A 13,641-nucleotide genomic window follows, 5' to 3' on the forward strand; every position below is an offset into this window, starting at 1 on the left:
TATCTAGGATACTGTGAGGCAATTCGGAGGCGAGGAAAAACTAGCTAGTAACTATTCATTAGGTAGGAGAACAAATAACACGTAAAAAAGTATAAGAGTTGGGTGTACTCAATGTTCTGGAGCTAGTCAAGAACTTGGAAGATCAAGAAAGTGAGGAAGTCAAATGATTGCTATTTTTAGTTTTGAGATTGGAGATTATCTGCGTGATGAGAAGAAGAACCTTCTAGTTTTTGAGACTCAGGGGATGGCTTCTCAATATCTTCAAAAATGGTATCACAAGCCCGTACCAGTAACGAGGACAAAGAGAATTATTCAGTATCCGAATTACTATCAGGCTCCATTTAGATTTCATAAGGTTTGTTAGAAGGGAGGTTTTAATGGTGAAAAATGAAGATGATGTTCTTTATACTGGAAGACTTTATCTGTTTGATATTATTCCATTATGGAAAACGACAAAGACCAAGCGAGAATGGAAACAAATTGAAATGGAGATGTCATCAAGAAATAAAATGGTGATGTTTAAGTTTGATGACGAGGAGGAGAGGGAAGATGACAAAAACGTTTAAGATTATACGAGGGACTTATCTGACAGGACTAGGACAAGAGCCCTCAGCTTATTACTTCAAAGTGTCTGAAAGCGATGCAGACTTTGAAACGATTGCTCCTGGAGATGTAGCCCTGACCTTTTATCAAAATGGAGAAACTATCACAAGTTTACCAGCTTTGGTACGAGTTGATGGGGTCATTGTAGCTGAAAGACAGGTCAATGAATTTCTCCATAGTGAGAAGAAAGATCATCTGCCTATGTTGCCGATTGTGGCGATTTATGATGATTTTGATCCGCTTGTTTTTAGTAAGATTATGACCAGCTTTCGGGAGCTAAAGCAAGACATGAAACGGCTGGCTAAACTCCAAGTAATCCAGGGCAATCTCTTTGATTTTCTGGACAAGGAGGACTCTCTATGAAAGATTTGAAAGCAATCAAATTGGGTTTTGGCATTGTTCTTTTTATCATGCTTTTGAGTTTTGCTGCTATTGGAGTAAAGACGGTTTGGCAAGAGGTTTTTTTCAAAAATTATGACAGCCATCTGACCCAAAACGAATATACGGCTGCGGTAGTTGATCAGAATGTGAACCTGGTCTTTTACAAGTCAGGCTGCCCCTATTGCCAGGCAGGAAAACAGGCGGTTATTTCTGCTGCTGAAAAGAGTGCTTATCCGACTTTTTATATCAATGTTGAGTCTGAAAAAGGCCAGGTCTTGGTAAAGAAATACCAGGTAAAAAAAGCGGCGACGATTGTTACACTGAGAGATGGAAAACAGCAGCTTTCTCTCTATGCGACTAAGGACAGTAAAGGCAAAATCAAGGCTGATGAGTCTGCTATTAAGGAGGCAATGAAATGACTAAAAAGGTAAGCAAAAAGACGGAAGCTTTGTTTCGTTTTGACAATGAATTGTGGCGTGCTAAGACGCCTGAAGGTATGGTTGCTTTAGGCCGACATATTGGAGAAAAGCCTTACTATCTTCACTGTTTCCATGACGATGGCGGGCGTCTTACTTATGTCTCAGAGAGTGAAGCCCTATGGCTGACTCTCGAACTTGCACCGGAAAAAATGTCTTGTATCTAGGAGGTTTCCCATGAATAACTTATGGAATTTTATTAGTCATTTTGTCATCTTGGCTAGCTTGCTATGCGCTTGGTTTCTTCCTATTTGTTCTGTGACAATCAGAGATAAATATGAGAATGAGAAAAAGCAAATGAGAGCGTCTGTCGTCTTGATGATGTTGTTGAAAATGTTCTGGCCTAATAGTCAGGTGAAGTGGGGAAAAGAAAATTAGAAAGGATTTGTTAGACATGATAGAAACATTAAAACGCTGGATGGAAAATGCAAAATCCAGCACCGTTGTAAAACCATTTCTGGCCGTTAAAAACTGGTTTCAGGAGAATGTGATCAAACGAAAATTAGTCATTTTTTCCGTTTTATTTGCGGCCTGGATCAGTCTTTTGGCTGGAGCACTCTATTCTCCAGAACGCCAAACCTACACAGATGATCAGCTTAAAACCAAGCAAACATTTGTCAATGGAACTGGAGAAATTAAGCTGACCAGTCAGACCTATTCTCCCAAAACAGGTATCATTGTTCTTCAGTTTGAGACTAGGGATGCGACTTCATCTGTTGACCGTGGAATTGATGCCAAGCGCTTAAAATGGAAGCTTTACTCACAAAATAAATCAGCTAAAACGAGCATGGAAGTTGTCCCAATCGTGGATAATAAAATCTCAGTGATTATCCGTGGAGTACCTGAAGATTTTGGCGCTTTTGCGATTGATGTCATCAATACAACTGTCTCAACTAGTTCAGTTGATATTGACATTACATCGCCATCCAGTGACGATAGTTCCACTTCAAAATCCTTGTCCCCGAAAGAGGAGGAAGCAGAAAGAACAGTTCAATTCTTTGTAACAACTCAAAATAAAAATCTCAAACAAAAGACAATCGATGCGGTGTCTCGTGAAGAGTTTACACTGACTGAAATCGAGGCTGAAATCACCTATCAGGAAGGACAAATCAAAAAATTGAATGAGTCCATTTCTAAGCTGAAAACCTCTATTGAAGATGATGAGTCTCGCAAAAATGGATTGAATACTGAAGCAAAATATCTTACAGGTGATGACTTGGAAGCCAACCAAAAAGATATTTCTGTCATTGATAGTAACATCGAAACCAAGAACCGTTCGATTGAAACAGCGACAGAAAATATCGAAAAACTAAAAGGTAAGATTGAGACCTTAAACAAGAAAAAAGCAGCCGTGAAAGATGGTACATTTGAATTTTCTAATCCGATTGAAACGGTGGAAATGAAATAGTGAAAGGAAAGATATCATGAAAAAACACACTCAAAAATGGAAAGAACTAAATAAAAATGGTCTCAAATTATCACTGTTTTGTGGTTTGAATTGGCTTGTAAAATTCTTGATTAAGGGTCAATTTTATATTTTCTCAGCTGTTTTACTCGGCTTGCTGACGTATTATATGCCACGGGATATACAACTATTTACTGTGAAAGTTTTGATTTCCTTAGTCATGCTCAAGTGCTTAATAGATGTCATTTATACGCTCTCCTCAAGAGAGTTGAGACGTATGAAGACGACTTTCAATTTTGTTTTAATCTTTCTATTTTTCCTAGAAGGAAATGATTATATTAAGCAACATGTTTTAACAGAATCTATGGTTAATCGTCTTCTTACATTTTGGCTAATTAGTCTTGCTCTTGCAACTCTTGTAATTTTTATTCAGCCGATATTATTTAAGCGCTATCTCTTCAAAAATGTTATTAATAAAGAGTATTTAGGTATTCGAAAGCTAACAGATCATCTGCCGCCTGAATGTAATCTTTATACGGATGCTGATGAAAAAGAAGCTGACAAACGGATGAAAATGATTAACCAAAATGTGATTAAACAACCTTATCAAGAGTTTGTCGAATTAAGCTATTTAAACAGAGAAGTGCATACAGCTATTCGCTATAGTGTAGTTCAATTTGAAAAAGAAAAAGAGCGTACTTTCGGTGATTATGATACCATTTATTATCCTGTTTTTAGAATTTATCCTTTTGGAATAAAAGAAGATTTTGGTCATACACTGATTAAATTTAAACTTAGTCGAAGAGCTGCTTTTACAATAGAAGTTGAAGGATTTCAGAAGCAATTTTCCTAAAATTGGTTCTCCCTAATTTTATATTAGGGAGTTTTCTTTTTGCGGTGACTTGTCCCTTTACAGCACAAAAAAAAATTATCCCTTATACTGATTTTAATTTTAAAAAGGAGGCTATAAGATGGCAAAAAAAGATCTTAAAAAAATTGATTTAGAATTGGAAGAAGCAAAGAAAAAAGTTGCTGCTTTGGAGTCGGTTCGTAAGGAAGCAGAAGAAAAGCTTCAAAAAAATATTGGTAAATTGTACGTCCAGGTGCAGCTCAAAAAAGATAAAAATTTGTCGTATGAACAAATTCATGATGACCTAAAAACAGAACTCGCTCTTCTCAAAGAAGAAGAAAAAGAACGTCGTCAAGCTACTCAAAAAGCTACTGAAGAAAGTGAACAGGTTTCTTAAAAACAGACCGATTTTCTCCAGCTGAATGAGCACTAAATAACCTGATTTTGCTCTTAAAAGTTCAGTGGCTAAAAGTATGCTGATTAGAAAAAAGAGTAAGTATAGGTGTGTTATAGTGGTGTGCTTAGGTAGGCGTAGCCGAGAAAATTGGGGACAAGGGAAACGTTGATACTATCAACTCCCCACGGGATGTGGGGACAGTTTCTCTTATGCTCTTTTCAAGCACTAAGACCCTAAAAGGCCTTAAGCCTTGCAGGTGGGCGCTGGTGTGCTGAAAAACCGCAAAAGTAGAACCGTTTCGGTTCGTGACGTTGCGAGGTTCAGGTTTTCTTTTTTGCTTCTTTTTGCTTTTTCCTCGTAAAAAGAAAAAAGAAGGGCGCTCATTTTTTGAAGAAAGGAGAGATGAAATGCCGACCAAAAATCAAACTGTTGAAATCAAAATCCGAGGACTTTCACACCAAGAGGTGAATTATCTAAAAGCTCTTGCGAAAGATACCAAGGCAAAATCATTTAATGAATTTTTGCTGGGAATGTGCCGTGAAAAAATTGAAAAAGGAAAATTCAATCGGGCAGAAGATTTGTACGTCTCCCATCTTGAAAATATCAAACTGACATCTGACCACGTTTTGTTTTTGACAGAAAAACAGGCCGACATTTTACAAGATTTTGAAACGAAAATGGCCCGATACGCTAATCACATTTCCCGCTGGTTGGAATACGAGGGAGAGGTGGAAAGAGATGACTAAGGAGATCAAAATCAGAAATATTCCAGATCATACGTTTGAGCAGCTGCACACCATAGCGAACAAATATCAGTATTCATCATTCAATGAATTTATGCTCTCACAATGTGAGTCTGTCGTGATGAACGATGGACTAGATTTATATGAAAATCGTTTTGCGGAGACTTTGGCTGAAATTAAAAAGCAACAGAGCCAGATTTTAGAGTTGCTGTTGAAGAATGAAATCAAATTATCAGGATATGGTGCAAAACAAGAACTGGTAGAACAGCTGACGATTGATTGGCTTGGATTTATGAATGACGAAAAAGCAGTGACTTCTGAACGACAGGCAGGTGATTACTGATGAAGAAAAATAAATTTGTTTTTGTCGCTATAATCTTTTTAGCCATCCTTCTGGTACAGCCTCAAAATTTTCAAGCGGTCGTCTCATTTTTTACACAAAATGATTTGAAAAGTCAGCTCAATATTACTGGTTCACCTGGAGAAAAAAATTCTGATATTTCATCCACCTATCATTCTAAAAATAGTGAACTGAAATCACAAATCTATGATGGAAAAAATCAAGTCATTGAAGTTCATTCTAAAGCTCAATTTACGAGTGAAGAATTGAATTTGGAAAAAGGCACCTGGAAAAAATTTTCCAGTCTTGATCTGCTCAATCGTGTAGGAGTAGCTGAAGCCATGTTAGGTCAAGACCTACTGCCTAAAAAAGAGCGAGAAGATATTTCAACCGTCACACCGACTGGTTGGAAAAACAAGAAGATTGATTTTAACGGTCAGTCGGATTACCTCTACAATCGTTCCCACTTAATTGCTTTTCAGTTGAGTGGTGAAAATGATAATCCGCAAAATCTATTCACAGGGACACGGGCCCTGAATGCAAATTTTGAAGATGAAAAATCTTCTATGCTTTACTATGAAAATTTTATCTCAAACTATATCAAAGAAACAAATCATCATGTCCGCTACAGGGTCACACCAATTTTCAAAAATGTGGAATTGGTGTGTCGGGGCATCCGTCTGGAGGCCCAAAGTGTAGAAGATGATACCATCTCTTTTGACGTGTATATTTTCAATATCCAGCCAGGATATGAACTCAATTATTTAACCGGGGACTCTCAAAAAGTTGCCCCTTGATGAACCAAAAAAGGAGAACTCATGCCAAGAAAAAAATCAAATATCCGTCGGTTTAGCCTATACCTAGGAGATGAAGGTGCTGAAAAATTTACAGCGATTATTGATTATTTACAAGATCAGGGATCCCCACACGGGCCAGAATTGAATAAGTCAGAAACAATTCAATTAGCCCTGGATGCTTTCTATAAATTGTTCCTTGATATTGATCGCCCTCGGCCTTATATCCAACGTTTAGCTGAGCTTCAAGGGGCCAAAAATAACCAGCTGGAAAATATAGAGCAGGATCTGAAAGTAATGAAAAATCAGCTCAATAGATTGCAGTATTTGGAGCTGACTAATTTTCATGCTATTACCAAAGGGCAAGAATTTGATGTGCAGGATTTAGAGTCTATTCACTCACGGATGGATCCTAACCAGCACGAACTAATGGCCAGAATTGATGATGTCATTCAAGAAGATGTGGCCAGGGGTCAAACCATCAAACATTCTCATTAAGGAGCTGTAAATGCCTATGGAAATGAACAGTCCAGCCGTGACATTTATGTTGCAGTACACGGAGGCAAATAGTGGATTTGTAGATTACACAAACCGTTCTGAAGCAGTCAAACAGGATCAAGAATTAGCTCTTGAAACTCATCGTCAAGAAATCGAAGGATTGACTGAAGAACAAGTTTTGGCCATGCAGGCAGCGGTTCCTGAACTCAATCTCAATTTTAGAGACTACCTGAGTTATATGAACCGTTCTTATGCGACAGAAAATCAATCAGAGGAGCTAACGGCTATCTTTACAGCAGATGCGAATTATCTTCAAAGAAGCAAGGTCAATGAGCTAAAGGAAAATCTTGAAACAGCTTGTCAAAACGGCTCCCTTCTTTGGCAGGGAGTAATCTCTTTTGATAATGCCTTTTTGGCCCAACAGGGGCTATATGATATTGCGACGGGTCAGGTTGACCAGCAGGCTATCAAATCGGTGATAAGAGACGCCTTGCCGAAAGTGATTGCTAAAGAAGGACTGTCAGACTCTTCTTTTTGGTGGGCCAACATTCACTTGAATACGGAGAATATTCACGTCCATTTTGGGCTGTCTGAGCTTCAAAGTGCCCGTGAAAAAATCTTTTATCAACCGAGAGGGCGGATGGAGTATAAAGGCAACTTTTCGCAGAAGACCATTTCAAAACTGAAAAGTGATGTGTTTCACGGGTTGCTTAATGATCAGACTCGCAAGCGCCTCATCAGAAAAGAGCAGATTTTGGCGAACCTAAAATCCAATCTTGTTGATCAAGTTTTTCATAATCAACAGGTGACTTCTTCAGCTGAGAAAAATTTTCTGGAGCAGGCATATAATCATTTGCCGCTCCAAAAAAATTGGCGCTATGGCTCGAATGCCAAAGACTTTGCGGTTAGTAAATTTTTCCTGGATAAATATATTGACTCTTACTTACAGAATGAAGGGAAAGAACTTTATCAGGAGTTTATGGAGGAGACCAGAAACTTCTTGGGACTTTATGATAGGGCTTATTTAGCTGGAAAAAATCAAACGTATGAACGTGTCCGAAAGGTGAATGGCCAAACGGTACGATCAGAAAAACAGGCCAAAGGCTATGACTTAGAAGGTGTGATCCATCGGCGGGAACTGGAATTGAGAGAACGGCTAGGAAATCGTATTCTACGCTCTTTTAAAGAAGCGGCCCCGCAGATTGAAGACGTTCAGCTGGAAAAAAATTTGCCAGATTTTTCTAAAGGCAATCAAAAGCGTATTCTCCAGCAGTTTCCAGAAGCCAGCTACTTAAAGTCCTTAGCTGCCTGGGAGAAAAAAGGCTACAGTCCCAAGGAAGGGATGCAGCCGATTGAAATTATAAAGCCAGTCTATAAAGAGTATGATAAACATGGAAATGGGATTGGAGAAATGAGCTTTGAGACCAGCTATGTTTACGACATCAAACAGATGGAAGAAAATATCCTGACTAAAAGGCTGTCTTTGAAAGAATTGTCTCTCTTTTCTTCAGCTGAACTACAGGAGCTTGTTGATGCGGCCAAAAAGAAAGAAAATCAGACGGAGAAAGAAAGGCAGGAGCTGGGGACCTTTCGCTATGCTCTAAAGTTAAGTAAGCTAGAAGAGCGTCAAAAGGCTTTACTAGTCAGTCAAAAGCTTCTTCACCAGGTGCAGCCTTTACGGTCTGATCAGCCTTTTCTCCAGTTAAAACAAGAAAGACTGGCCACAGAACTAAAACTAGTTGAACTACAGCTGACACCAAACTATCGCTTGTCTAAGTCTGAATTGGAACTAAAACAATCACTGAGCCGTCAGTTTGTAGAGAGCGTCAATCTCCCTATTTCTAAAGCAGATAGGGGCACTATCCAACTTCCTATCCGACACCTACAATCAGAGCTGGAAGCGTTGAAACCACTCCAGGATGAGGGGATCCTAATGTTGCTGAAAGGTTATCCTATTTCCAAGCAGGATTACAAGGAAGAGTTGGAGACACAAATCTCCATTTTCCAGGTGAAACATGGGATTTATAAAACCAATCAGAAGATAGCCCAAACCACGGATGAAGCTCAAATCAAAGTCTATAAACAATTCAATGCAAAGGAGTTTTCCAAACTGAAAGAATTGTATGGTAAATTACGACCTGAAGAAGAGGGACAAAAAGAAGCTCTTCTTCAGACGGTACAAAAACAGATCCAGTCTCAAAAACAAAACAGACGTAGCACCATCCAACAAACACAGGGCAGCCTGAAGGTTGATACTAGCTTTATGAGAAATCTGACAGCTTCTCTCAATCAAGCTCAAAGGAGCAGTCAAAAAGCCCTTATGGAAAGAGCTAGGAGTGATGAGCGAGAAGAACAGGAAGAACGCCGTGAAAATCGTCGTTAAAAGCCATTGGCAACCAATGGCTTTTTTTATGTTGACTTGTCCTGTTAGAGCAAGTTTTTTCATTATCCCTTAGACTAGAAGAATAAAACAAAAGAAAGGAGAAAACATCATGAAGCTATGTTTTCCAAGTGTGACAATAGAAGACTTTGACTTTGAAGCTGATTGGCTTGTCAAAGCGCTGGATAGTGAGACTCACCGAGTCCTTTTTGAGGGTCAAGGCAAAAATGCCGATCTTGAAATGACGATTGATTACCAGGCCAATCCCAAGGATTTTGAAGAACTTGCAGTAGGGGAGCTGGTTCAGCTGCCAAAAGAACTGTTTTTAGAGGCCGAAGAAGAACCTTTCCAGCCGATCTGTGAACCTTTTTAATACAAGAAAGGAGCTATTATGCCAGAAGAAACAAATCAACCTCAAGGAAACCGTGGCCGCAGCCGTCGAGAAAGAGTAGAAATTGCCCGTTCCAGAGATATTCTGGATGTCGCCAATGAATTGAATATGGAATTGGTACGAGATGGGAAAGACTATCGCTGGAAAGAACACGACTCTCTGGTAATTTCACCTGATAAGAACAAGTGGAATTGGTTTTCCCGCCATCAAGGCGGGGATGTGATTGCTCTTGTAGAAACTATTAGAGAGATCAATTTCAATCAAGCAATTGACTATCTCAATGATGGTACCTTCAAAGAGTTTACTGCTGTCGAGAGGGAAAAAGAGCCATTTCGTTATCATCTTCAACCGTATGAGCAGGACTTTGTAGAAGCCAGAAATTATTTAAAAGTAAATCGTGGTCTCTCTGATGAAACGATTGACTTCTTTTTAGAAAAAGGTGTTCTAGCCCAGGCTAATGCGATGCTGAATAACAGTGTGGAGCCTGTGGTTGTTTTTAAAACCTTGACTTCTTCAGGTGAAATTACAGGAGCTACCCTACAAGGCATTGAAGAAAATCGGGATAAATGGCCGGGTCGTGGCTTTGCCAAAAATATTATCAGAAATTCTGATGGAATGGATGGCTTGCATGTGGATATTGGAAAGCCTAATCGTCTCATCTTCACTGAAAGCCCAATTGATCTAATGTCCTATTATGAGATCAATAAGGATACTTTACAAGACGTTCGGCTTGTATCTATGGATGGTCTTAAAGAAGCTACGATTGGTCGTCATCTGGCCCAGCTTCAATCAGAATTATCAGGCCGTCCGCTAAATTGGACGCCTGAACAACTAGCTAAGGGTCTCCAAACAGCGATTGACAGTCAGTATTTTGCGGATGGGAAACATACTGATATGATTACTCTTGCGGTGGATAATGATACCGCAGGAAGAACATTCGTTGAGGAACTGAAAGCCAAAGGAGCAGCTGTTACTGTAGATTTGCCTGAACTAAAGCAAGGACAAGATAAAACAGACTGGAATGACGTCTTGAAAACTCAGAATGAACAACCGTTAGTTGATTTATCAGCTCTATCAGTAGAAACAGTAGAAAATGAAAATTTTTCTAATAATCCATTAGAGCCAGTTTGGAAATTACATGGAAAATGGGAAGATGAATTAGCAGAAAAAATTCGGGAAGATTTAGGTATTAACCATGAACTACAGGCATGGCAATTTGAAAAAGAAATGTCACGATTTATAACGACTGATTTAGACAAGTTATTCGCAAAACGTACCATATTGGAAAGGGATGCTTATTTTGCGGATAGTTCAACGTCTATCCGAAAAGAGATTGATCGTTTAGATGCACAAATACTGGAGTACATAGAAAAAGCCCCTGAACAAAGTCAGGAGCGCTTGATTGATAGGACCAGTGGTGGCACGGGGTCTTTACAGCTAGAAGCTGAAGGCAGTCCCACACCTGTACTTGAAACAAGCACCTTTGAGCAAACTGTTACCAGTCACCCGACATCATCCTATCCTTACCTTCATTTTAGCACAAATTATGATAACGTGCAACGGCGGATAGGAAATTATCACCCAATTACACCTTCTGATTTGAGGCGCTTGAATCAATATGCGCCGTCAATTCAAAGCACGGCGTCTTGGTACTTAAGCGAACTGGCTGGAAGTAAAATCAGTTTTGTTTATGCGGATAATGGAGAGGAAAACGTTCTTCAAGTAACTTTCCTAAAAGAAAACTTTATCCATCTTTCAGGGATTAGACCTTTTGAAGAAGGAAAAGGAGCTGCTGACTTCTTAGAAGATTTTGCGACTGGTCAAGGTCATTATGACAGTATGCTAGTCAGTAATGCAATTAAGGATAAGTTGCAGGTTCTTCCAATGTTTCAGGACATTTTAGAGCCACAATCCTTTGTTCTGGATGATTTGAGCAGTGTTGAGAAATTACACAATCTCAATATGAGCGAAGCTATCAAGGCAAAAGATGAAGATTTCTTGTTGCTGTTTAAAGACGCTGAAGGTGAAAAAATCCCTGCCTCTCTCATGAAACTCAAGGGAGAGCTTGCAGCTAATGTAAAATCGCTAGATGAAAAGGTTATTCTTGGTGTTTATCGAGAACGGGATAATCAAATTGAACAGTTATCAATCAATGAAGAGTTCGTTACAGATGGTGGAGAAGAAATGTTAGATAATCTAAAAAATCAACTGTCCTCTTTAAATGAACCAAGTCAAGAACAAAAAACCACATTATCTCCAGTTGAAAAAAATATTGATGCAGCTATTTTTACACAAGTACTAGATGACGCACGTAATGTAGGCAACTTTGTAGAACTCGGTGTGACTATACCAGAAGAGGCTAAGGAAGCTTGGGCTAAGTATATAGAGTTATCAGATGTATCTTCAGGAGATTTTAATACAATTGTTCTCAAAGCAGAAGAATTAGGTTTACTTGACAAAAACTCTAGTTTTTATCAAGAATGGCGCCTAGAAGATATTTATAATAATAATTATCATGTACGTTTTCAGTGGTTAGAAGAACAGGAGAATAATCTTAAATTACAATTTGAAGAACATAGCCTAGTTTCTTATCAAGACTTTGCTAGAGAGCTATACAAGGCTAATCAAGAAACCAAAAACAATACTGAAGCTAATATTTCTAAAATCAAATTTGATATTTATGCTCCAGGGGGAGAGATGATTAAAGAGGGGGTTCGATTTAATATTGGTGATGAAACTAAGCCAATTTCACAAATGCTAGGATTGGGCTATCGTCGTCTAAAAGGTCAACCAATACTAGCTAACATTGATGAGAATGTCCTTTCTCAGCTGGAAAATCTGGCTCTTAATCAAGAAATTTCTCATGAGGCTAACAATCCTCAAAATTCACTTGCTACTCCAGAAACAGATCTGACAGCTTCCCCTGCTGAAGAAAAAGAATTTCGCTCTCCTAAGCAGGAAACAAAGGGCCAGCTGGAACAACGGGTGAATGAAATTGTAGCAGATAATCAGAAAGCTGCTGAAGAAGTGGCCCCGGCTAAAGAGTCTCCAGGAGAAATTGATTACAGCCTGGTCTCGCCTCATGAACTGAGTGAAATTGCCTTTCAAAAAATTAGGGAGTTTACCCGTTCTCCTGAAGCCTTAGCTGAGTATATGGATTTCATGAGTAAATTTCCACAGCTCTCCCCAAGAAACGTGGCGCTTATCCAGGATCAATGGCAAGGGGCCAATGCAGTGGCGACGTATAACCAGTGGCAGGCACTAGGGAAAACATTAGGGATTAAGCCTGAAGATGTCATTGAGACCAGGAACACCTACACCAATAAGCGGACAGGTGAGACGAAAGAAGTTATTCACCAGGGCTTGTCTGTGAAGTCAGGTGAGAAGGCACAGATTACTCTGTTCCGTCCTCTCATGGCTAAAATGATCCCCGTCTTGGATGATCAGGGAAACCAGGTTAAGAACAGTAAAGGCAATCCGAAGTTCAAGAAGATTTCAGAAGCGACCACTCAAGAGAAAGCTTTGCTGAAGGAAGGAAAGTTGAAGGTGGTTCAATTCCAGGAGAGAGACCAAGAGACAGGGCTGCCTAAGTTCACCACTTACAAGGTGTTTGAACTTTCTCAAACAACCTTGAAGCCAGAGAGTTATCCAAAGGCTATGCCAAACCGTCAATACCAGTTTGACACTGATCAAGTAAAAACGAAAGAGGTATTAGATGGTCTATGTGATTATGCAGGGACTTTAGGAGTTCGTCTGTTACGGGATGAGGTTCATGAGCTGGGAAATGCTAAAGGGGCCTTTTATCCAGGAGAACAAAAAATTCTCCTGAACCCTAATAATTTACCTGGAGAACAAATTGCGACAACTATTCATGAGTTGGCGCATGCCACTCTCCATAATCCCAAATTTACCGCTCATTACAAGGAAGATGTGTCAACTCCTCGTAAGGAACTAGAAGCTGAAATGACCAGTCACCTGGTGTCGAAGCATTTTGGCTTAGATACGAGTGAGGCTGCCATCGATTACATGGCTGGCTGGACTAAAAATCTAACACAGTTGGATGATAAGCAGCTGGCAGAGTCCATGAAACGGATCCATCAGACCGTCTCAAAAATGGTTAAGCATATTGAACACCACACAAAACCTTATGAACCTCCCAAAAATAGAGGGCAATCGCCAAATTTTCCCAAAAGCCCAACTAAAGGGCTGAAGCCTTAACAGTCAAGGTGCTTCCTATGCGGAGCGCCTTTTCTTGTTCAAGAAGATACACACTAAGTTATATAACTTAGTGAACAATAAAAAAGGCGCCTTTCTCAGCTGGAAAAGATTGAGTGCAGCGACTTGTCCTCTTAGAGCACGTTTTTCCATTATCCCTTACATTAA

The 13,641-nt window shown here is 39.4% G+C and carries 16 protein-coding genes; all 16 read left to right on the forward strand.

Features of this window, described 5'->3' with window-relative positions:
• The first annotated feature begins 163 nt into the window (after window positions 1-163).
• Window positions 164-364 (forward strand): hypothetical protein, encoded by a 201-nt coding sequence (locus tag KB197_RS02275; RefSeq protein ID WP_008809739.1) that lies wholly within the window; start codon window positions 164-166, stop codon window positions 362-364.
• A gap of 13 nt (window positions 365-377) precedes the next feature.
• Entirely contained in the window at window positions 378-566 is a 189-nt protein-coding gene (locus KB197_RS02280) for a hypothetical protein (RefSeq protein WP_008809738.1), read from the forward strand.
• Window positions 550-966, forward strand: a complete 417-nt coding sequence (locus KB197_RS02285) for a hypothetical protein (RefSeq protein ID WP_212573698.1) — start codon at window positions 550-552, stop codon at window positions 964-966. The genes KB197_RS02280 and KB197_RS02285 overlap by 17 nt, the downstream gene beginning before the upstream one ends.
• Window positions 963-1,403 (forward strand): thioredoxin domain-containing protein, encoded by a 441-nt coding sequence (locus KB197_RS02290; protein WP_212573697.1) that lies wholly within the window; start codon window positions 963-965, stop codon window positions 1,401-1,403. Before KB197_RS02285 ends, KB197_RS02290 begins: the two co-directional genes overlap by 4 nt.
• Window positions 1,400-1,627, forward strand: a complete 228-nt coding sequence (locus tag KB197_RS02295) for a hypothetical protein (protein ID WP_023916842.1) — start codon at window positions 1,400-1,402, stop codon at window positions 1,625-1,627. The genes KB197_RS02290 and KB197_RS02295 overlap by 4 nt, the downstream gene beginning before the upstream one ends.
• Before the next feature lie 10 nt (window positions 1,628-1,637).
• Window positions 1,638-1,838: a hypothetical protein gene (locus KB197_RS02300; protein WP_212573696.1), complete on the forward strand. Its 201-nt coding sequence runs from the start codon at window positions 1,638-1,640 to the stop codon at window positions 1,836-1,838.
• Between the two features lie 16 nt (window positions 1,839-1,854).
• Window positions 1,855-2,868, forward strand: coding sequence for a hypothetical protein (locus tag KB197_RS02305; RefSeq protein ID WP_136115658.1), 1,014 nt, complete (start codon window positions 1,855-1,857; stop codon window positions 2,866-2,868).
• A gap of 16 nt (window positions 2,869-2,884) precedes the next feature.
• Window positions 2,885-3,718, forward strand: coding sequence for a hypothetical protein (locus tag KB197_RS02310; protein ID WP_212573695.1), 834 nt, complete (start codon window positions 2,885-2,887; stop codon window positions 3,716-3,718).
• 118 nt (window positions 3,719-3,836) lie between these two features.
• Window positions 3,837-4,112, forward strand: coding sequence for a hypothetical protein (locus tag KB197_RS02315; RefSeq protein ID WP_136115660.1), 276 nt, complete (start codon window positions 3,837-3,839; stop codon window positions 4,110-4,112).
• A 407-nt stretch (window positions 4,113-4,519) separates the two neighbouring features.
• Window positions 4,520-4,858 carry a hypothetical protein gene (locus tag KB197_RS02320; protein WP_212573694.1) on the forward strand — a complete coding sequence of 113 codons (339 nt, stop codon included), beginning with the start codon at window positions 4,520-4,522 and terminating at the stop codon, window positions 4,856-4,858.
• On the forward strand, window positions 4,851-5,198 hold the full coding sequence (locus KB197_RS02325) for a hypothetical protein (RefSeq protein ID WP_053794433.1): 348 nt from the start codon (window positions 4,851-4,853) through the stop codon (window positions 5,196-5,198). The genes KB197_RS02320 and KB197_RS02325 overlap by 8 nt, the downstream gene beginning before the upstream one ends.
• Window positions 5,198-5,992 carry a DNA/RNA non-specific endonuclease gene (locus tag KB197_RS02330; RefSeq protein ID WP_060971017.1) on the forward strand — a complete coding sequence of 265 codons (795 nt, stop codon included), beginning with the start codon at window positions 5,198-5,200 and terminating at the stop codon, window positions 5,990-5,992. The genes KB197_RS02325 and KB197_RS02330 overlap by 1 nt, the downstream gene beginning before the upstream one ends.
• A 21-nt stretch (window positions 5,993-6,013) precedes the next feature.
• Window positions 6,014-6,487 carry a hypothetical protein gene (locus KB197_RS02335; RefSeq protein WP_060971018.1) on the forward strand — a complete coding sequence of 158 codons (474 nt, stop codon included), beginning with the start codon at window positions 6,014-6,016 and terminating at the stop codon, window positions 6,485-6,487.
• Window positions 6,488-6,503: 16 nt separating this feature from the next.
• Window positions 6,504-8,870 (forward strand): MobP2 family relaxase, encoded by a 2,367-nt coding sequence (mobP2, locus tag KB197_RS02340; protein WP_105026031.1) that lies wholly within the window; start codon window positions 6,504-6,506, stop codon window positions 8,868-8,870.
• A 109-nt stretch (window positions 8,871-8,979) separates the two neighbouring features.
• Window positions 8,980-9,240 carry a hypothetical protein gene (locus tag KB197_RS02345; RefSeq protein ID WP_060971019.1) on the forward strand — a complete coding sequence of 87 codons (261 nt, stop codon included), beginning with the start codon at window positions 8,980-8,982 and terminating at the stop codon, window positions 9,238-9,240.
• An 18-nt stretch (window positions 9,241-9,258) separates the two neighbouring features.
• On the forward strand, window positions 9,259-13,476 hold the full coding sequence (locus tag KB197_RS02350) for a PBECR4 domain-containing protein (protein WP_060971020.1): 4,218 nt from the start codon (window positions 9,259-9,261) through the stop codon (window positions 13,474-13,476).
• The last annotated feature ends 165 nt before the right edge of the window (window positions 13,477-13,641 follow it).

The sequence above is a fragment of the Streptococcus sp. 11-4097 genome (assembly GCF_018215285.2).
In the GTDB taxonomy this organism is placed as follows: Bacteria; Bacillota; Bacilli; order Lactobacillales; family Streptococcaceae; genus Streptococcus.